We start from the raw sequence: 21,796 nt of genomic DNA on the forward strand, positions 1-21,796 counted from the left end.
CCCGCTTTTTGACGACTTCTCCATTATCTCAAACAATTGCCCCGTCTGGGTTTGCCCTCCATTGTCACCCTCTCAGGGCTTTTATTTTATAAGTTTCATTGCGCTCATTTTAGTGACACTCAAGGAAAATTCTCGGAATATCCCATTTTTTATCAATGTAAAACCCAGAGAATTACTCCGTTTGCACAAGAGAATCCTCCTCTGACTCATTGATAACTACACTAGGTGATTTAAAATTACTGAAACCTATTGTATGCTGGGATGCAATGTATCAACTTGAAAAGTCCATTCTACATTATAAAAATGACTTCGATCAATTTAAGAAATGGAAGCCAATTCTATATGTTTCCTGATTGAACCCACGAGTTTTTCTATGTTAAAAGGCTTAGTTAGATAGTCAGACCCTCCTAGGCGAATAGCTTTTTTCCTTTCTGAACTATCATCATTAGCGCTCAAAAATATGATAGGAATATGAAGGGTATCGGGGTCAGATTTAATAAGATGGCAGAGTTCATAGCCACTCATGTCTGGCATTTGAACATCTAACAGAATTAGATGGGGTTTAGAGGCTTGAATTGCTGTGAGTGCCATAGGTCCATTGAGGGCTTTTCGGGTCTGATATCCCCGTTTTACTAAAATTCGGGACAGTAGGCGGATGTTGTCTGCAACATCATCTACAATTAAAATATCGATGGGATTTTTTGAATGGGGTTGGGGAATTTCGGATGGATGAAGCATGAGATTTAAGTGGATAGAGTTGGGGCGTGAGGTTGAGCCAATTCCATCAGGCGATCGAATTGGTAGTTTTCTAAAAGGTGAGTTAATGTCTCGATTAAATCCAAGTGTTCCGATGGAATGAAACTCAAGAGTTCTAAAGCTAGGGTATCGCTGCCTTGGGCAACGGCATTGTAAAATTCATTCACCCAATCGGCTGGCATAAAATGGAGGGCATTAGCCTCAAGTTCGCAATCGGGTTGTTTATCCTGTAAACTGGGACGATGGGTGGTATTTTTATTCTCTTGGTAAGAGTATTTTGCCCCCAGATATTGGGAGAGCGTCTCTAGGATTTCTTCTCGACGGAAGGGTTTGCTAACGAAATTATCGCAGCCAACTTGTAAACACTCTGCTCGATTTTCTGAAAAGGCACTGGCAGTAATGGCGATAATCGGAGGAACGGGGGGTAACTCACTGGATGGGTTTGGGCGGGTTTTCCATTGTTTAATCTGTTGGGTTGCCTCATATCCATCCATTTGGGGCATATGCATATCCATGAAAATTAGGTGAGGATGCCACTGTTGCCAAGCGGCGATCGCCACTTGTCCATTTTCTGCTTCCTGAACTTCTACGCCGAGATCCTTCAACAAGGTGACTAATAATAATCGGTTAATTGGGTTATCTTCCACTACCAAAATGCGATAGCTCGGTTGTCCCGGTGCTAACCCAATAGCACCGTTAAGGTTACAAGTATTTTCTATTGTGGCTCCCTGAACCAAACCCACAGGAATCTCGAATTTAAAGCGACTACCTTCTCCTACGGTACTCGTAACCGTAATGACTCCTCCCATTAATTGCACAAATTTCTGAGAAATTCGCAGTCCTAACCCTGTTCCTTCTTGAGATTGCCGCCCCACCCGAGTTTGCTGAAAGGCCTGAAATAGGTCTTTAATCTCTTCAAAGCTGAGTCCGGGACCCGTATCTTCAACTTCAAATTGCACGATCGCTTGGTGCGGGCTTTCGATATCTGGATTAAATTCTGAACTAGATATCCGCAGGGTTACTAGCCCGGTATTGGTAAACTTGATGGCATTTCCTAACAGATTAATCAGCACCTGGCGCAATTTATTTTCATCCCCGCGAATAAATTGCGGTAGGGTCGGTTGCAGTTCAAATTTCAAGCTCAAACCCTTAGATTTGGCTTTGAGTTGCAGCATGGATTCCAAACTGTACACCAGTTTGGGTAGGTCGAATTCAACCTCATTCAGGGTGACTCGCCCTGCCTCAATTTTCGACATCTCTAAAACATCGTTAATCAGGGCGAGTAAATGAGAGCCACTTTTGTTGATAATGTCAATATATCCTTGATGTAGAGCCGCTAGAGAACTATCTCGTTGCATCAGTTGAGTAAACCCTAAAATTGCGTTGAGAGGCGTTCTGAGTTCGTGGCTCATATTCGCTAAAAATTCACTCTTAGCGCGGTTAGCCGCATTGGCTGCCTCAGCGGTGCGATGCAATTCTTCGGCTTGTTTTTGGGTTTGGGAAAATAGTTCGGCCTGTTGGACTGCCACGCCCAGTTGATTACTAATTTGGGTGACAATTTTGACTTCGGCTTCTTTCCACTCTCGGGGACCACTATTTTGATAAACTCCCACCAAGCCCCAAAGTGTATTGCCTGAAAAAATTGGAGCAATCACATAAGCCCGGGCGTTTAATTGCTTTAAAAACTTCAAATAGCAGGAGCTAAAACCGGCTTGGTAAATATCAAAAACTGAACAAAATGTCTGTTTTTGACGATAAATTCCCCCTTGCTGTTCTTGCAGGTAAGTATCTTTAATCAAGAAATTCGATGAATTCATTTGAGTGAGGACACAACCCGGTTCATCCGTGGTGACTTGAGTCAGAATCGGATGGTCGGCTTGTTCCGGCAATAACACATCCCAACCCGGGGTAACGGACTCGGAAACTAATGCACCACTCCAATCAGGATGAAAGCGATAAATTACAACCCGATCGCAGTCAACGGCTTGCCGCAGTTCGTTAGTGGTAGCATGAAAAATTGTCTCTAAATTTAAACTTTCCCGCATTCGTTGGATGATGATGGAAATCGTTTTTTCCCGTTCCGCCATCACCCGCAGTTCCGCTTCTATATCAATCCGTTCTTGGATTTCGGTTTCTAAAGTAGAGTTCACGGCTACCAATTCAGCAGTGCGCTTTTCCACCCTAAATTCTAACTCTTCATAAGCAAGGCGTTTCTCTTCTTCAGCCCATTTTCGTTGCAGTTCTGTCGCGGCTCGGGCAGCAAAAACACTCATAATCGCTCGGGCTTGATCCTGCTCCTCTAAGGGCTTGACATCCAGGATGCACAGGTTTCCGATCGCCTGTTTATTGCCGTCTAATAACGAAACGCCCAGATAGCTTTCGGCCCCGATTCCTTCCAGCAAGGGGTCATTCGGAAAATGCTCCCGCAATTTCTCCGGGTAGCAGGCAAACTCCTGATTGTAAGTAATAAAATCGCAAGGTCTTCCCGTAAAGTCATAATTAAAATTATTCCCCAAATTATCCCCGGCCCAGAAGCCCAGACTCTCCAAATTTTGGTCTTGATTGTGACTTTTTTCAGAAACAATCACATACTTGACATTTAAAGCTTTGGCTAAGTTTTTAACCAGGGCTGGAAAAAAATCTTGTCCGGTTACTGAGGAAGTTCCAGCCACAAGCGCTTGCAAAATTTCTTCCGTTCGTTGCCGTTGCAGCACTTCTTTGTGCAATTCATGATTGACTGCTTCAAGCTGTTCTGGAGTTCGCAGAGAAAGAAATTGGGGCAGGAGTTCCACCAGTCGCAATGCGGTATAACAAGAAACGATCGCCGTGAGTGCTCGCTCGATTCCCGAAAGCCAATAATCCGGATGCCAGAGGGTCCAAATATCTAATAAATGACCCACGCCGCAAAGAATAATAAACGCGCCAAACATCGCAAAGATGCTGGAAAATGCAATGTCTCTGCGTTTGTAGATGAAGTAAATCAGCATCGTGGGAATGGAGAAGTAGGCGATCGCAATTAGCGCATCGCTAACCAGATGCAGTGCAACGAGGGGAGTTTGCCAAAGGTAACAATGGCCGTGTGGAATATAGGAACGTGGGATAAGAAAATTGTTCAAGAATTCCAGCACTGTTCTCTTCTCCTTGCAACTCTTCTTTGAGCCATATCAAGTCAACATTTATAAAAACAGGAATTGGAGTCTAGGGTGAGAGAGATTCACTCTAATTTGAATCTCCTTTGATTCAATTTCAAGAGAATTTTTAACCCGGTTCAGACTCTATGCCAAGATGGAGCGGTCCGTTGGAACCTATCCCCTCACTGTTGGGTTTCCCCGCAGTTGGGGAACCTCTGCACTCTGACTGCTTTCGGGACTCAGCTCTCTCTCCTGAATCGATCCTGCCATTGGACAAGGGCGATCGCCACCCCCGATGGAACGTTAAGGCAGTAACTTAGGCATTTAAGCAGGAATCTTAATGGGAAAGGGTTGATAACCCCTGTAAAATGGTTAACTAATCCATTTGATTTAGATCAACCACTTTGAATTGGGTTAAAAAGTATTAAGTGTGGTTTCTCCTGACAGCCCATTGGAACAAACAACAGGTCAAAAACGTAGAAGAGGGGTTATTCTCAGCTCTCAGGGTGCTCAACGCTTACAAGCGGCAGAGCATTTGTCAGCCGCACGGGATCATGGTGGACACCCCTACACCTTGGAAGAGTTAAGCGATCTCACGGGACTGAGTACCAAAACTCTGACAAAAGTCAGGCATCGCCAAAAGCCGGTGGATTCTGTCACTTTAGCCGACTACTTCACCGCATTTGGCCTTTTTCTCCAAAAAGAGGACTATATTAGCCAGGAGCCAGACCCCGAGGCATCAATGGCCGCTTTAAGGGGTTTACTCAGGACCCCCCTCAAGGGGCAGTTAGCGGTAGATTCCCCATTCTACATCTATCGATCCCCGGCGGAACAGCTTCTCAAGGCAGAGAGTTTGCAACCAGGGGCCTTAATTCGGATTCGAGCGCCTCGACAATTTGGCAAAACCTCTTTAGTGGTGCGGGGATTCACTCCAGCAGAAGAAAGTGGGTTTCGCATGGCGATCGTCAGTTTGCAACTGGCCGATAGTGGTGTTTTTGAAAGTTTAACAGTTTTCTTGCAATGGTTGTGTGTGATGGTCAGCCGCAGTTTGGGGTTACCGAACCGCTTGGAAGAGTTTTGGAATCCCATGTTTGGCAGCAGCTATAGTTGCAATGATTATTTTGAAAGCTATTTGCTGCCTGCTGCTGAAAGTCCGCTATTGCTCGTTTTGGATGAAGTGAATTTAGTATTTAGCTATCCTAAGATTGCCACAGATTTTTTTGGACTGCTCCGTGCTTGGTATGAGCGATCGCGTCATAGTACCCAGGGGAGTGAACTCTGGCAAAAACTCCGGTTAGTCATCATCTATTCCACCGATGTTTTTTTGCCTTTAACCCTGCATCAATCGCCCTTTAATGTTGGGTTGTTAATTAGTTTATCCGCCTTTACTTTAGAACAGGTTACGGAGTTAGCGGTGCGTTATGGATTAACCCCCCCGGAACGCTATGCCGAACGCGCGATCGCCCTTCTCGGAGGCCATCCCTACTTAACCCAATTAGCCTTTTTTCACTTAAGCCAGGAAACCGTCACCCTAGAAGGCTTGAGCGAAACTATCACGACTCCCGACAGTATCTTTGAGAGTCATTTACGACAACAATTGGCCTATTTAGAGCAGCATCCCGACCTCAAGGATGCCTGGAAATCGGTGATTTTGACCCAAACTGGCGTAGAATTGCACCCGACCCCAGCTTTTAAATTGCAGGGATTGGGATTAATTAAATTTGAAAATCAACTATCCGTCCCCAGTTGTCTGCTTTATCACAGTTATTTTTACAGATTTTTGAATGACTAATTTTGAGAGAGAAAAGAAAGGTTTAAAGATTTTCTTTTTTCTTTTAATTGAATTGAATTGAAAATTTTACCTTAAACCAATAAAACTCCGAGCTATTTTTTCCCTTAATTAATACGCCCATGCCAGTTGTCCAAAATTCGGAATTTGCTTATCAAGTTGGGGGAAGTTTGCCCTTTAATGCTCCCACTTATGTGCGCCGACAAGCGGATGAAACATTATTTCATGAATTGGTAAAAGGGGAATTTTGCTATGTGTTTAATGCGCGACAAATGGGCAAATCAAGTTTGCGGGTGCAAACGACTCATCACTTACAATCGATTGGGATTCGCTGTGGGGTAATTGATGTCACTGCCATCGGCACTCAAGAAGTTACCCCAGAACAGTGGTATGGGTCGATGGTGGGGTTGTTGACCAAGGCATTTCGACTACAGGTTAATGTGTTAAGTTGGTGGCGAGAGCGCTCTCATTCCTCTTATGTCAATCGCTTAAGTGATTTTTTAGAAACCGTACTGCTGGCTCAAGTTTCTGACCCCATTGTAATTTTTATTGATGAAATTGATAGTGTTCTCAGTTTAAATTTTTCAACCGATGATTTTTTTGCCCTAATTCGGACCTGTTATAACCGCCGCGCCGATAATGAAGATTATCGCCGGTTAGCCTTTGCTTTATTTGGACTAGCGACCCCGGCTGATTTGATTTCTGATGGGAGTCGTACTCCTTTTAATATTGGAAAAGGGATTGAATTATCGGGATTTGAATTCCAAGAAACTTCACCCTTACTGGCTGGATTATCACTGCAATTTGCTAATCCTCAACTGGCTTTAAAGCAGATTCTGTATTGGACCGGGGGTCAACCCTTTTTAACTCAAAAACTCTGTCAAATGATTGCCAGCCAATCCCGGGACAATTACCTAGAATTAACTCCGGGTTTTATTAATAGTTTAGTCGAGACGAATCTGATTGAAAACTGGAAAGGCAATGATGAGCCAGAACATTTTAAAACTATTTGCGATCGCCTGCTTTATAGTGAACAGCGAGTTGGGCGGTTGCTGGGACTCTATCAAAAAATTCTTCTTCACTCCGAAGAAGATAAAACCTCTTTGGGATTTGCACAAATTGCAGCAGATGACAGTCCAGAACAAACGGAATTAATTTTAACCGGATTAATCGAAAAACGAGAGGGCATTCTCCAGATTAAAAATCCCATTTATCAGAAAATTTTTAATTTTGATTGGGTCGCCAACCAACTGGCAAATCTTCGACCCTATTCCCAGGCGATCGATGCTTGGATTGTCTCAGGATATCAGGATAAATCCTGGCTATTGCGGGGAAAAGCCTTACGGGATATTCTCGATTGGTCCCAGGGAAAAAGTCTAAGTAATTTGGATTATCAATTTCTCGCGGCTTCGCAAGAATTAGACCGCCAAGAAACTCAAAGAACTTTAGAAGCAGAACGACTCCAAGAAGTAGAAGCGCGCCTAGAATTAGAACAGCGCCACTTAAAGCGACAAAATCTTCTCTTAGGAATTGTCAGTGTGGCAATGATAATCGCCAGCAGTTTGGGCGTTTTCGCCTATCAGCAATATCAACAAACAGCCATTAGCGAACTCCGAGCCATTACGTTATCGTCAGAAGCCTTGTTTGCCTCGAATAAAAGTTTTAATTCCCTCCTCCAAGCTATCAAAGGAAAAGAACGCTCAAAACAGTTTAAAAATCTCGATTCAGCACTGGAAAAAAACATTGATGCCGCCCTTTGGCAAGTAATTTTAAGCATTCAGGAATCTAATCGGCTCACGGGTCATACCGCAGCGGTTTTAGCAGTGGATTATAGTCCTGATGGTCAGGAAATTGTGACGGCTGGGGTGGATGGAACTCTCAAACTTTGGAAGAGAGATGGCACCTTGATTAAGACCTTAACAGGACATCAAGCTGTAGTTCGAGTGGTAAAATTTAGTCCCAATGGAAAATTTATAGCCTCATCTGGAGATGATAAAACGGTTAAAATTTGGAAGCGAAATGGGACGTTATTAAGTTCAGTTCAGGCGAATACTTCAGGAATTTGGAGTCTTGACTTTAGTCCCGATGGTGAGCAGGTTATTTCTGGGGGGTCTGATAGTACGGTAGAAGCCTGGAATTCTCAGGGTGAATTAGTGAGACGATTTGAAGGCGACACTACAGGAATTCGGGCTATGGCATTTAGTCCTGATGGTCAAATCGTTGCAGCCGGTAAAATTGATAATACTATTCAGTTATGGAATGCTGATGGGACTAAACTCCGGGAATTAATTGGACATCCAGGCCCAATTTATGCGATCGCCTTTAGTCCAGATAATACCCTTTTGGCATCCGGTACTGTGGATGGAATGATTAATATTTGGACCCGAGAAGGAACCCTCCTCCATACGGTAAAAGCCCATGAGGCCACGGTTAAAGAACTGAGATTTAGTCCAGATAGCAGCATTTTAGCTTCGGTAAGCTGGGATAAAACCCTGAAACTTTGGAAACGGGATGGCTCATTAATTTCCACCCTGCAAGGTCATGATGCCGCAATTTGGGGGTTAGCCTTTAGTCCCGATGGCGAGGAAATTGCCTCGGCGGGTGCAGATAATGTGGCAATTCTTTGGAAAACTAAAAGCATTTTTCAACAACAGTTATATGCATTAAATGGGTTAGTTAGGGGATTATCATTAAGTGCCGATGGCAAGGTCATTGGTACATCCGGTAGTGATAAAGCCTTCCATCTTTGGCAACTCGATGGGACAAAGTTACGAACGGTAGAAGGCCACACGGCTGCTGTTGTCAACATTGATTTTCATCCAACCCAGGAAATAATCGCATCAGTTAGCGAAGATAAAACCCTCAAAATTTGGAAATTAGATGGAACACTTTTACAGAGTTTTGATAATGCAAATGCGGCTTTATTATCGGTTGATTGGGACTTTGACGGTGAAAGAATTGCTGCCGGAGATGCCAATGGAGTCATTTGGTTATGGAGTCGCAAACAGGGTTTTATAAAACCGTTAACGGGACATACCGCCCCCACTTGGAGTGTTGAATTTAGCCCCGATGGTCAACTTTTGGCCTCGGCGAGTAACGATTCCACGATTCGACTCTGGAACCCATCCGGTCAACTTTTAAAAACCCTAAACGGTCATGATGCGGCAGTTTGGAAAGTTACCTTTAGTCCCGATGGGGAAATGATTGCTTCGGGGAGTGGCGATATGACCGCTAAACTCTGGCAAAAAGATGGAACCTTAATCAAAACCTTGACCGGACATACAGCAGCAGTTTGGGGAATTGATTTTAGTCCAGATGGATCTTTAATTGCCACCAGTAGTATTGATGAAACCATTAAAATTTGGACCCGAGAGGGGGTTTTACTCACAACTTTGACAGGTCATCAGGCGGGAATTCGGGCAGTGGCTTTTCATCCGACTCGGCCCATTTTAATCTCGGTCGCCGATGAGCAAGTGATGACGATTTGGCATCTCGATCGCCTCCTCAATATTGACCCGTTGACTTATGCTTGTAACTGGGTCCAAGATTATTTAAAAACTAATCCATCAGTTCCAGCAGATGAAGTGGAACTCTGTGCTCGCCAATTCGGTAAAACCCAGTCAAAATAGGTGAGTTTTGCTTCAACAAAAATTCTCACCTATTTGATGAGAGTCTACTCAATCCCGTCCGCGACAGGTGTCGGATTGGGAGAGTTTTCAGCAATACTTGTTTGCTTGTGCTGTTCGTAAAGTTCTAACAGTTCTGGTAAAGTAACAAACTTATATCCCCGTTCTTTGAGTTTAGTGATAATAATGGGTAAAGCTTGCACCGTAGCCGAGCGATCGCCACCGCCATCATGTAATAGGACAATTCCTCCAGGTTTAGCGCTACTCAGAACGTTGTTTACTAATGCTCCGGAAATAGAAAAGAAAGACTCTCGGGCGTCAGAGGACCACATCGCCACGGCATAATTTTGACTATGGGCATAGTCGTTCAATCCATTAGTGAGGACGCCTCCCGGAGGCCGAAACCACTTGGTTTTAAATCCGGTTACTTCATGAATCAGTGCAGCAGTATCTTCGATTTCTCTGGCGGCCACTTCTCGCGGGACATTATGATAGTGATGACTCCAAGTATGGTTGCCCAAAGCATGACCGGCTTCGACTACTTTTTGGGCAATTGCCGGATGGTTTTTTAAGTGTTGACCAATCAAAAAAAAGGTGGCTTTAATGTCCTCTTCTTTAAGAATATCTAGGACTTGTTCAGTATAAATGGGCCAAGGACCATCATCAAAGGTGAGGGCGATCGCCTTTTCACTGTCATCTAAGGCCACTTCATAGAATGTTTTCCCTTCAAACTCAGGGGTAACGGCGAAGGTAAACCGTTTTTCCTTGTCGGTTTGCTTTTGGGCGATCGCTTTGGTGAACCCCTCCAGTCGAACTCTCATCGCTTCCTGAACACCGAGAGATGCTAATACGATCTCTGGGGAATTGCTGCTGGCTTCGACGATTCCTCCAGATAATATCAGGGTCGGCAGAAATGTGCCGATAATAATCGTAATAATCGCCGTGCTCGCCGCCATTAACACCATCGATTTTGAAAAAAACGGATTCAGTTCGTCCACGCTTATTTCTCCCGCCCTATTTGGCGAATTATCTCGTGATGCTTTAGTAGATTTACCCTCAAATTTTTAACGTTTTCCTTCACCCTGATTGAGAAAGAAACTCAGCTAAAAATTTTTGCTTCCCTAATAAATTGCGGATAATATGCCGGGTCTTTCACTCCTGACTTTAGAGTGCTATACCACCTCTGGCAGCAGTCTGACAATAGGATTAATGGTCCCGTCACAATTATTTAGACATGGCTAAATCAACAAAACCGATTGAATCCGGTGTCTGGGATTGACCTAGCCCAAAACATTAATTCAGGGTCAATCAGCAGTCGGTGGGTTGAGCCAGAAAAATATTTCCGCCTCAACCCTTTCCTCCAAAAAATCAGGGTTCTTCACCCACCCTAAACCTATAAAAATGCTCAGGAGTGAGCTTCTCCAATTTCTTAGACTTTAGTCTATTATTCTGCCAATTCCTTCTGCTGATTCTTCAAATTTAGCGCTGACGATTGTTGCATAATGTTTGACAATTTCACCGATGACTTCATCGATAGTCCGATGGTCTGTATCAATTTCAATCGCATTCGCGGCTTTTGTCAAGGGGGAAATTTGGCGAGTGCTATCGAGGCGATCGCGCAGGGCAATTTGGCCTTCAAGCTGTTCTAGGGTAATCCCTTCTTCCCCTACATTTGTCAGGTCTTGTTGACGTCGCCGCGCCCGTTCCCCCACGGAAGCGGTTAAAAAGATTTTTAACTCCGCATCCGGGAAAACATGAGTGCCAATATCTCGCCCTTCTGCCACGACCCCACCCCGTTCTCCAAACTGCTGCTGCTGCTTGACTAAATGAAGTCGCACGCTTTTCAAGCTAGAAACTTGGGAAACATTGGCCGTAACCGCTTGAGTTCTAATCGCCTCAGTCACGTTAAATCCATCCACATAAACTTGGGTGGGAATCGCCGGGTCCTCACTGGTCTCAATCAGTTCGATTGTGGCCCGACTGACGACTTCGGCGATCGCCGGTTCATCGTCAAAAGCAATCCCTTTTTCCTGAACCAACCAAGTGATCGCCCGATACATCGCCCCTGTATCTAAATACATCAATCCCAGTTGTTTCGCCACGCGACGGGCGACGGTCGATTTCCCTGCACCCGCAGGACCGTCTATGGCTACAATCGGTTTGCGGTCTTTCAGGATAATGTTATCAATTAAGCGGGTGTTGCCAATCTTCGCAGCGATCGCCACTAATCCCGCAGATTCTATCTGTTCAATCGGTTTAAGACTTGTCGGTTCTACCAATTCACAATACTCTAGGTTAAGGTCCGGTTCTAAGCGTACTTCGGCTTGAACCGCAGCAATTATAACCTGACGAGTCACTTCCCCCCGGAGAAAAACTTTCTGAGCTTTTTGTAAGCTACGATACAGCACCGATGCACGAGTTTTTTCTTCCTCGCTGAGGTACTGATTTCGAGAACTCATTGCCAATCCCGAAGGCTCTCGAACAATCTCACAGGGGACAATTTCTACCGGCAGGTTCAAATCCCCAACCATCCGCTGTAAAATCGCCAGTTGCTGGGCATCTTTTCGCCCAAAATAAGCCCGGTCCGGTTGTACCACATTGAAGAGTTTGGTAACAATGGTCGCGACTCCCTGAAAGTGTCCGGGACGCGATCGGCCACATAACCCGGACATCATCGACTCTGGAGGGACCACTTGAGTTACAGAATGCTCTGTCCCTTCCCCAATTCCCATCTCCTCCGGAGTTGGCGCAAAGATGACATCCACTCCTGCTTGTTCACACAGGAGGCGATCGCCCTCTAACCTCCGAGGATATCGCTGCAAATCCTCATTCGGACCAAATTGCAGCGGATTGACAAAAATACTAACGACAACAATATCATTGGTCGCTCTAGCCCGTTCAATTAAACTCAGATGCCCCGCGTGCAAGGCTCCCATCGTCGGCACCAAACCCACAGTCTGACCCTCAGACTGTAGTTCTAAGTAACAGCGCAACGCCACAACCGTTGTAAACAGGCGCACCACAACCCCCAAATCCTTACCAAACATACTCATTTGCAGAGTAGTTTATCCCAGGAAAGGATACAGGCGGAAGTCACCCAGTCTCAGAAACCGGGTTTCTTTCAAAAATCTATGACACTGAACCAAAATTTAGGCAGAAACCCGGTTTCTAGCCCCCTACCTAGAGTCAGAAACCGGGTTTCTCGACCAAATCTATGGCACTGAACCAAAATCTAGGCAGAAACCCGGTTTCTAGCCCCCTATCACTCCGCAGATGAGCTGGTAGAGGACCCTAAAATCTCCAGACGCACCTGTGCAACGCCACTGTTGATCATGCCCAGATTCCGCGCTGCTGCGGCTGAAACGTCGATAATGCGTCCTCCGGTATAAGGTCCGCGATCGTTGATTCTGACGACCACAGAGCTCCCGTTATCCAGATTGGTTACCCGGACTTGGGTCCCAAAGGGCAAATACAGATGGGCCGCAGTTAACGCATTTTCGTCAAAGATTTCCCCACTGGCACTCGTTCGACCATGAAATCCTGGGCCATACCAGGAGGCCATCCCATTGATTTGGTATTGAAGATATTCCGGGGTGACAGCTTGTAGCGTTGGCGGTTCCGGTTCCGGTCTGGGTTGGGGGCGATTGGCAATTTCGGCGATCGCCGGTGCGCTGGCAATCAGGCGGCGGAGTCGGTTTGTGGCCTGAATGGCGTCTTGTGCTAAGTCGTTGGTGGTGTCTGGTAGGCGGGTTTGCTCGTCGATCGCCACCAGGTCCATGCCATTGACTTTGATTAGATATTCGTCACGGATGGGGTATCCTTCCTCGTCCAATTCCCCATTCCATTCCAGGGTAATTTCCGGTGTGGCGTTACTTTCTCGTAACTGATTCAAGCTGGCGGCGATCGCCTCTGCTCTCGATACGGGATCCCTGGGATTCTGGGCCTGAATCGGACTCTGGGCGATGGCTTTGGATCCCAGACTGCTTAACCCCTTCAAACCCTTAGCCTTCAGTCCCGATCCTGCGGACCCCATCTCAGTCTCCGAATTGGAATCCCCACTCATGTCTCCAGACTCGATAAAGGTCAAGACGGGAATATTTCTGACATAGAGGGTAGCTGCGGGTTTCCCCGTGATTTCATGGGGTTGAATCTTGGTGATGACTTCGGACCAAGGACTGACCTGGATTTGGTCTGGATCCGAGTTCAAATTGACGGGTCTATTCGGTTCAGCATGACTGGTTGAGGTTGTCCCGCAGGCGGTCGTAAGCAGCACAACCGTTGTCCACCAAAATCTTTGCTTCATATATTTTGCTGTGAGGAACTGATAAAGAACAATCATGAGTGGGGTTAGGCCCTTGGATAGACCCAATGCAGCCCCTATTTTGGAGCTTGAGCAACCCTATCTCATAGTCGATACGTTTTCGGTTTGGTGTGTTGAACTGCAACAGAGTATCACGAAGGTTTGGGATTCGGGATCGGTATGGGCGATTAAAACAGTGTAACCTTATTAAAACTTTACAATTGCCAAACTGGGGCTATCCTACTAAAACCTAGATAAAATCAGGATTTCGGATTTATCTGCGGGAAAGAATACTTTATCAAAACTTTACATTCAAAAAACAAAATTTGCGCTTTGTTCAATTGCCACGTAAAAACCCACAGGCTGAAGCCTGGGGCTATACGGACGAAGCCTGCCTCCGCAGGCTGAAGAGTAATACCAAATCCGGTTGGTAAAAGTCGGTTTTCGCTCTTAGCCCGCGCAGGCGGGCTTTGTAAGTGTAGCCCCAGGCTTCAGCCTGTGGGTTTTGATAGACTTTGACAACGGGATTGGGTAAAAACATCCTGTCTCCCGCGATCCATTGGTCCTACCTCCCCTGTAAAATAGCCAAGGTGGAAATAGCCGTTCAGATGGGTTGATACATGGATTATCGAGAAGCAGGCGTGGATGTTGAGGCGGGTCGAGCCTTTGTCCAGAAAATTCGGAATATGGTTACAGGGACCCATCGACCGGAAGTCCTTGGGGGGATTGGTGGATTTAGCGGTTATTTCGAGTTACCCACGGGATATCAACAACCCATCCTCGTCTCCGGGACCGATGGAGTGGGAACGAAACTCAAACTCGCCATGTTGCTCGATCGCCACGATACGGTTGGCATTGACTTAGTAGCGATGTGTGTGAATGATGTTTTAACTTCTGGTGCCGAACCCCTATTCTTTTTAGATTATTTAGCTACGGGAAAACTCAATCAAGAACAACTGGCGAACGTAGTCCAAGGAATTACCGATGGATGTAAACAATCTGGTTGTGCATTGTTAGGGGGAGAAACCGCAGAAATGCCCGGATTTTATCAACCGGGGGAATATGATTTAGCGGGATTTTGTGTGGGAGTCGTGGAAAAAAGCGAACTGCTCACGGGTCAGCAAATCCAAGTGGGAGATGTGGCGATCGGGCTGGCGAGTTCCGGAGTGCATAGTAATGGATTTAGTTTAGTTAGAAAGATTGTGAGCGATCGCAACATCGATTGGCAAGACAAACCGGAACAACTCAACGCATCCGTCGGCGAAGTCTTGCTCACCCCCACCCAACTTTACGTTAAACCTGTATTAGCCGCCCGAAAAGCCGGAATAGAAATTCACGGCATGGCGCATATTACCGGAGGTGGATTACCAGAAAACCTCCCCCGTTGTTTACCGGAAGGATTATCCATCCAAATTGACCCCAACAGTTGGCCGATTCTGCCCATTTTTAACTGGTTAGCAGAGGTAGGAAATGTCACCTTACCGGAAATGTTTAATACCTTTAATATGGGCATCGGTTATGTAGTAGTTGTGCCAGCCAATCAAGCCGAAAAAACTATTCAATGGTTTGAATCCCAGGCAATTTCTGCCTATCAAATTGGTGAAGTCATTGAAGGAACTGGCGAATTGCTAGGAATTCCAGAAGCATAAACTTAAAGGCTAGAAAAAACCCGCGCATCTGAGTTCATCGAAATCTCAACGCGGGTTTTTTCTATGGAGTAGCCAAATTTACTCCTCCCATTCTTCAGGTTTCGACTTGTGCAGAAGCCAGTCGAGATAAAGCACCAGAATTTTGAGTTTGATAGCAGTGGATAGACGCTTTAGATTCTCATCTCTAAGCACCCACTCCCAAAACTTCTTAAGCAGTAATTCCAAGACTATCTCGCCCGACTTCTGGACAACGAGAGATAGGGCCAAGTTAACTAAGTTGATATGCATTGCCATTTCCTTATCAGTTGGATATCTCCACTGTCGCAACTCAACTTGAGAGTTATCTCTCAAACTTAGACTGACATTCCCTGACATTGCCTGACATCAAGGTAGACTTTGGCAGAAAGTCTTTGCTAGACTGGGTTTAAAGTGATGGAGAAATTTGCCCATGCAACCTCTACCTCGTGACTTTCTGACTCAACGGGCACAGTATTATAACTTGACGGAGGAACAGCAAGAGGCGTTTGTCGAACGCTATAGTAGCAATAAGAATGAACAGGAAATTGCAGAGACTCTCCATATCACTCCTAATGCTTTCCGAACTCGAATGACAGGAGTCTATCGCGCGTTCAGCATTAGCGGTAAGGGGCCAGGGAAAGCCCGACAATTACACGATATCCTGATTAAAAACTATCAGAACTCTCCGGCTTCTACAATTCCCGATCCTTCTAACCCTGCGATCGATATCGAGTTCCTGGTGCAACAGGCACGGGAAATGGTCCGCGCCTATATTCAAAACGAATGCGGCACCATGCGAGTCCTGGATATGACCCACCCGATCGGGTTAGATGATATCTACACCCACGTCAATATTTTGGAAACCATTACCGGGCGCAGACGTAAAGGAATTCCCGATTTATTGCAACACTGTAATTCTGAGGATTTTGAACGTTTTGCACGGGGGAAAATTATAGAAGAACGAGTGCCTGGATTAGAGGCGATCGCCAAATATTCTAAACTTATAATCTTGGGTAAACCAGGAGCTGGAAAAACCACATTTTTGAAATATTTAGCAATTCAATGCCTGAATCGCAAATTTCTGGGAAATCGCATCCCAATTTTTATCACCCTTAAAGATTTTTCTGAAGCAGTAAACCAACCCAGCTTGCTCAACTACATCATTCAATCTCCTAATTATGGCGTATCTTTGTCCGAAATTATCCACCAGGGTCAGGCTTTAGTCTTACTGGATGGATTGGACGAAGTTCGGGAAGAAGATAGTCACCGGGTTGTAAACGAAATTCGCCATTTTTCTACTCAGTTTCGGGATAACCATTTTGTAATAACCTGCCGGATTGCAGCCCGTGAATATACGTTTGAACCCTTTACAGAAGTTGAAATCGCCGATTTTGACAATACCCAAATTTCTAATTTTGCGAACAAGTGGTTTAAGAATAAAGCTGTAAAACCTGAAACCTTTATAAACAATCTGGAAAAATCCCCAAGAATCCACGAGCTTGCCACCAGTCCCCTCCTGCTGACCCTGCTCTGTTTGACCTTTGAAGAAACCGGAGACTTTCCCGCGAATCGCTCCGAACTTTATAAAGAAGGTCTGGATGTGCTCTTGAAAAAATGGGATGCTAAACGGGGAATTTATCGAGACCAGGTTTATAAAAAGCTATCACCCCAGCGCAAGGAAGATTTACTCAGCAAAATTGCTTTAACCACCTTTGAAGCTGGAGACTATTTCTTTAAGAAAAAAGAAGCCGAACGCTACATCACAGAATACATTCGCAATTTACCTGGTGCCAATACAGATGAAGAAGCCCTACAACTGGACAGTGAGGTAGTATTGCGCTCAATTGAAGCGCAACACGGGTTGCTCATCGAACGGGCTAAAGGGATTTATTCATTTTCTCATCTCACCTTTCATGAATATTTCACGGCCCGAGAAATTATTATTAATCAACAATCCTCAGAGGAAGCATTGCAAAAGTTAGTCAGCCACCTTACTGATAAACAGTGGCGTGAAGTCTTTCTCTTAGCAGCAGGTATGTCGTCTCTTGCAGATACACTGTTGCTTTTAATGAAACATGAGGCCAATCATCTGATTGACCGTTACGACCGATTAAAACAGATTCTAGATAGGGTAAATAATCACCCGGGTTTATTATGCTATCCCTGGGATTGTTACGATAGGTTGCACTTAATTAAATCCTTTTATTCTTGTGGTAAAGATCCTATATCAAAGCTATTTAATTTATTTAATTACTCAAATAATAAATTTTTAATTATAAATGTATCTGCAAATAGGCTTTTTTTATTAAAATTTTCACCAACCCCAACCCAAAATATAGGTTCCAGTTTTTGTCAACACTTAGCTTCTTCGGCATCAGAAATACCTATAAGAACCAAGATTTTGCTGGGTTTTATAGAGAGAGAGTATATTTTAGGTGTATGGGAATCTTGGTCAAAAAAAATGGAAATCAACAGTATGATGGAAATCATTGAAATTACAAATGTCAATGAATATAATATCACTTCTTTTGAAGAAGCACAATTATTGGAGTGGTATTGTAATGCCAATGAGTTGATTTTAGACTGCCTCAACAGTGATTGCTATGTTTCCAGGGAGGTGCGGGAGGAGATTGAGGAGACTTTACTGTTACCGATCGCAGAAATAGAAAAACGCAAAACAGAAAAACGCCAATCCCCATAAAACCGAACCCTTCAAATTCCCCCTATCCGACAAGGTGCAAACGATCGCCTATGTTGCCGCGAAACCCCATACTGTTGCAATGCCTGAGTATGTTTCGCCGTACCATAACCTTTATTACTGGTCAAATCATACTCCGGATATTTCTTCGCCAAGCGCACAATTAAATCATCCCGCCAGACTTTTGCCAAAATACTGGCAGCGGCAATCACTAACGAATTGCTATCTCCTTTAATCATCGTTTGTTGGGGAATTCCTAAATTAGGAATGCGTTGATTGCCGTCAATTAAACAAAACTCCGGTTTAACTTGCAGTTTATTAACGGACCGTTTCATCGCTAATAGAGAGGCTTGTAAAATATTCAGGCGATCGATTTCTTGGACCGATGCCATGCCAATTGCATAGGCGACTGCCTCCTCCCGGATTAGTTTTGCTAACCGACAGCGTTGGTTATGAGACAATTTCTTACTATCCGTTACCCCGGCTGCCTTCAACAGTGTAGCCGCCTCATCAGATAAAATCACCGCGCCTGCAACCACCGGACCAAATAAACAACCCCGTCCCACTTCATCCACCCCGGCAATTCTGTCATTTGGGGGTGTTTTATTGGGATTTTTGCTGTTATCTGAGACATCCCAGAGACTAAGTTGTTGCGGCACATTTAACGGCACGATTTTTTTGGGGGTAAACAATTATTCAGATTCAAACAATATTTATTAATACCAAATCCCGGTATCAAAAGTCATTTTTATAGACTAGCCCGCGCAGGCGGGCTTTGTCCGTATAGCCCCAGGCTTTAGCCTGCGGGCTAAAGCGTAGGTATAAACAAAAAGATTGTCCTTGGAGAAGTGGAAAGACTCTCCAAGGACAATATTGAATCAAACCGAACTAACTGTCGGAGGCAGAAGAACGACGACGGCGACGACGAATGGCGACTCCAGCCGAATTATCCTCATTGTCTTCCTCATAGGATGCGGAAATGTCTTCATCATCATCAGCATCTGGTTCAGCCTCTGCCTGATGAACTGGAGCAAAATTCTCCTCGGGAGACTCCTCCTCGGGAGACTCCTCCTCTACATCCGCCTCTGCGATCGGTTCTTCATCGTCAAAACTCGGTTCCGAGAAAGAAGAAACCGACTCTCCCGGTTCCGTCACGGAGATCACGGCTGATTTGGGAGGTTTCACCTCATCTTCCCGGAGGATCAACGGAGAAATCCCCATCAGCGCATAGACATCTTGCTCTTCCGGCGTCATTTCGACGTGAATCACCTCTGCCGGTTCGTTCACCTTGTCATAATCGCGGATCCGGCGACCCCGTTCCGAGCGATCGGGACGATCCTCCTTCGACGATCGCAAATCTCGGTCATTCGTCAGCGCATACGCAGGAGCAGCCACGTAAGGTTCCGGTTCCGTCCATTCCGGTTTCGGTTCTCGACTCCCCGGTAGGATCGGCGAGATACTGCGAACCGCAGCAGGAGTTTTTACCGCTGTTTCCTCGGTTGCTTCCCCTTCACCCCCATCTAAGCGACGACGACGGCGACGGCGAGGGCCTCCTGGACCCAATTCTTGATAGCTGGGATGATTGAGCAGATCCAACTCCGAGACTTCTGTCGTTGCCTCATAATCGGGGATATCGCGGACAGTGGGTTCCGGGACGCGAGTTTCCTTAACTGGCGAGGGGACCACCAGGCGATCGCTCACATCGGGGAGAATCGGCTGACTCGGTTCAATCGGACTGTCTCCTTCTCCCGGCAGATGCACATGATGTCCTGACCCTCCACAAGTCGGACAAGAGCGACTAAACAATTCATACACATTCTGACCTTGGCGCTTGCGGGTCAGTTCAACCAACCCCAACTCCGAGAGTTGAGCAATTTGCGGTCGATTTTTATCCGCTTTCAGGGCCTTATTGAAATGCTCCAGAACCTGCAATTGGTCGCGACGGGAGTCCATATCAATAAAATCGACAATAATCACCCCAGCGATATTCCGTAACCGCAATTGACGGGCGATTTCCGTTGCCGCTTCACAGTTGGTCCATAACACCGTTTCCCGGGAAGTCGCCGATCGCGTAAACGAACCCGAGTTAACATCAATCACCGTCAGCGCTTCTGTCGGCTCAATAATAATGTAACCCCCAGACGGTAAATCCACCCTCGGTTTCAGCGCTTCGCGAATCGCCGCATTTACCCGGAAATATTCCAAAATCGGAGTGCGCTCGCGGTGTTCATCAATTAACACCCCTGGCGGCGTCTTACCCTCATTCCAACTCATCAACTGTTGCTTGACGCGCTTCACCCCAGTGCTGGCATCAACCACAATCCGATTCACATCAGCGCTGTACATATCCCGAAGCACGCGCTGAATAAAATCATCATCTCGATTCAACAGTGCCGGAGGACGAATTGTCGCCGCTTCCCGTTGCACATCCTCCCACTGTTTTTGGAGAAACTCTAAATCTTCTAAAATCGCCTCTTCCCCGACCCCTTCAGCTTCCGTGCGGACTAACAGTCCCATCCCTGCTGGCTTAATTAAAATAGCTAAGGCTCGGAGTCGATTCCGTTCCGCTTCTGTGCGGATCCGGCGAGAGAGATTCACCCCACGACCGAACGGCATTAGGACCAGATAGCGACCAGGAAGAGTAATATTCCCAGTCAGACGGGGGCCCTTATTTCCCGTCGGTTCCTTCATGACTTGGACCAGAACTTTTTGTTGGGGTGACAACAGTTCCGTAATGGCTCCAGACGAGCGTTTTAAGCGTAACGGTCCAAGGTCAGTAACGTGAATAAATCCATTGCGGTCCGGATCGCCGATGTTAACAAAGGCTGCATCTATCCCCGGTAGGACGTTTTCCACTACTCCGAGATAGATATCACTGACTTGATGCGTTCCGGTGGCGACGACGAGTTCCTGAATCTGATCTTCAGAAAAAACAGCAGCAATTCTATACTGCTCTGCGATAATAATTTGCTTCGACATTCAATTTCCTCAAAACTTGGCTATGAGCTATCACCAACAGAGACCTTTAATGGAGTCTCTACGTTTACTGGGTTCGCTCGTGGCATCAAAAGCCCAGTACGACCGATGACCGCTTCCTATGTAGCTATAGAAAAAACGAAACTTGATTTTCTAGGGTGTCGGGACAGTAGAGGGAAGACAACAAGGGTTCTTGACAAAATTTATGCTGGCGAAAGCGAATTGCTTTGGGCATCAAACCCAGTTTTTTGTCCTGTTTATCTAATACTGAACCGACCCACTAGGGCGGAAAATTAATCTTTGATATCCCTCGTTGGGTCCAAGCTAGAGCTATTGCTGAAAAGCCCGTGACCGAAGCGATCGAATCAATAGCTACGATGAAAAGGGTATCCCGACTACATTCGTAGAATACTTTGGATTCCCTCTGGCAAAAGATTGGGTATCCAATCCCTCTTATGGAACTGGCAAAGAATACATCTAAATTCTGAAAGTTTTGGCGGCAGGGAATGATTGCCAGCATCTCGTGCTTGGCATCTGGTGTGGAAGAAGGTCGTAGAACTGCTAAATTTCGCCTCTCTACGGTTTGTCCAGCCACAACTACCGAGGTGATGATTGCCCCTTTGACACTGTAGTGACTGTATAGAGAACAGAAAGTTGGAAATTAATCTTGACAAATTTACCCTGAACGGCTTCGCACTTAGCCAGAAAGGGGTATCACAACATAAGGGTCCGACAGGAGAACAGCGACCGGCTCTGTCTCTGTTGCTTTCTCAAAACTTGACCCGTTTTAAAGGTCCCTTGGCTGTTTGTCTTGATCGAATGCTCTCTATGACGATGGCTCTTTTAAAAGGCC

General features: G+C 45.7%; 12 protein-coding genes. 4 read left to right on the forward strand and 8 right to left on the reverse strand.

Annotated features, from left to right (window positions below; translation table 11 throughout):
• Positions 1-318: 318 nt before the first annotated feature.
• Positions 319-738 (reverse strand): response regulator, encoded by a 420-nt coding sequence (locus NG795_RS19115; RefSeq protein ID WP_367290243.1) that lies wholly within the window; start codon positions 736-738, stop codon positions 319-321.
• Between the two features lie 5 nt (positions 739-743).
• Positions 744-3,884 carry a GAF domain-containing hybrid sensor histidine kinase/response regulator gene (locus NG795_RS19120; protein WP_367290244.1) on the reverse strand — a complete coding sequence of 1,047 codons (3,141 nt, stop codon included), beginning with the start codon at positions 3,882-3,884 and terminating at the stop codon, positions 744-746.
• Between the two features lie 454 nt (positions 3,885-4,338).
• Between NG795_RS19120 and NG795_RS19125 the strand changes: the two genes are divergently transcribed.
• Positions 4,339-5,679: an AAA-like domain-containing protein gene (locus NG795_RS19125; protein ID WP_367290245.1), complete on the forward strand. Its 1,341-nt coding sequence runs from the start codon at positions 4,339-4,341 to the stop codon at positions 5,677-5,679.
• A gap of 119 nt (positions 5,680-5,798) precedes the next feature.
• Positions 5,799-9,305, forward strand: a complete 3,507-nt coding sequence (locus NG795_RS19130) for an AAA-like domain-containing protein (protein WP_367290246.1) — start codon at positions 5,799-5,801, stop codon at positions 9,303-9,305.
• 44 nt (positions 9,306-9,349) lie between these two features.
• On the opposite strand, the gene NG795_RS19135 is transcribed toward NG795_RS19130, so the two are convergent.
• The 4 genes from NG795_RS19135 to NG795_RS19150 all read right to left on the reverse strand — a co-directional run bounded on the left by NG795_RS19135 (position 9,350) and on the right by NG795_RS19150 (position 14,143).
• Positions 9,350-10,300: a polysaccharide deacetylase family protein gene (locus tag NG795_RS19135; protein ID WP_367290247.1), complete on the reverse strand. Its 951-nt coding sequence runs from the start codon at positions 10,298-10,300 to the stop codon at positions 9,350-9,352.
• 438 nt (positions 10,301-10,738) lie between these two features.
• Positions 10,739-12,355, reverse strand: a complete 1,617-nt coding sequence (locus NG795_RS19140) for a bifunctional pantoate--beta-alanine ligase/(d)CMP kinase (RefSeq protein WP_367290248.1) — start codon at positions 12,353-12,355, stop codon at positions 10,739-10,741.
• 209 nt (positions 12,356-12,564) lie between these two features.
• Positions 12,565-13,605, reverse strand: a complete 1,041-nt coding sequence (locus NG795_RS19145; protein WP_367290249.1) for a septal ring lytic transglycosylase RlpA family protein — start codon at positions 13,603-13,605, stop codon at positions 12,565-12,567.
• Between the two features lie 373 nt (positions 13,606-13,978).
• Positions 13,979-14,143 (reverse strand): hypothetical protein, encoded by a 165-nt coding sequence (locus tag NG795_RS19150; RefSeq protein WP_367290250.1) that lies wholly within the window; start codon positions 14,141-14,143, stop codon positions 13,979-13,981.
• Positions 14,144-14,222: 79 nt separating this feature from the next.
• On the opposite strand from NG795_RS19150, the gene purM reads away from it, so the two are divergent.
• Complete coding sequence (gene purM, locus NG795_RS19155; protein WP_367290251.1) at positions 14,223-15,251, forward strand: phosphoribosylformylglycinamidine cyclo-ligase; 1,029 nt, start codon at positions 14,223-14,225, stop codon at positions 15,249-15,251.
• Between the two features lie 448 nt (positions 15,252-15,699).
• Positions 15,700-17,970, forward strand: coding sequence for an NACHT C-terminal helical domain 2-containing protein (locus NG795_RS19160; protein WP_367290252.1), 2,271 nt, complete (start codon positions 15,700-15,702; stop codon positions 17,968-17,970).
• Between the two features lie 11 nt (positions 17,971-17,981).
• On the opposite strand, the gene NG795_RS19165 is transcribed toward NG795_RS19160, so the two are convergent.
• Entirely contained in the window at positions 17,982-18,638 is a 657-nt protein-coding gene (locus tag NG795_RS19165) for a ribonuclease HII (RefSeq protein WP_436836066.1), read from the reverse strand.
• A 217-nt stretch (positions 18,639-18,855) separates the two neighbouring features.
• Complete coding sequence (rne, locus tag NG795_RS19170; protein WP_367290253.1) at positions 18,856-20,946, reverse strand: ribonuclease E; 2,091 nt, start codon at positions 20,944-20,946, stop codon at positions 18,856-18,858.
• Between the last annotated feature and the right edge of the window lie 850 nt (positions 20,947-21,796).

It is taken from the genome of Laspinema palackyanum D2c (genome assembly GCF_025370875.1).
Lineage (GTDB): Bacteria > Cyanobacteriota > Cyanobacteriia > Cyanobacteriales > Laspinemataceae > Laspinema > Laspinema palackyanum.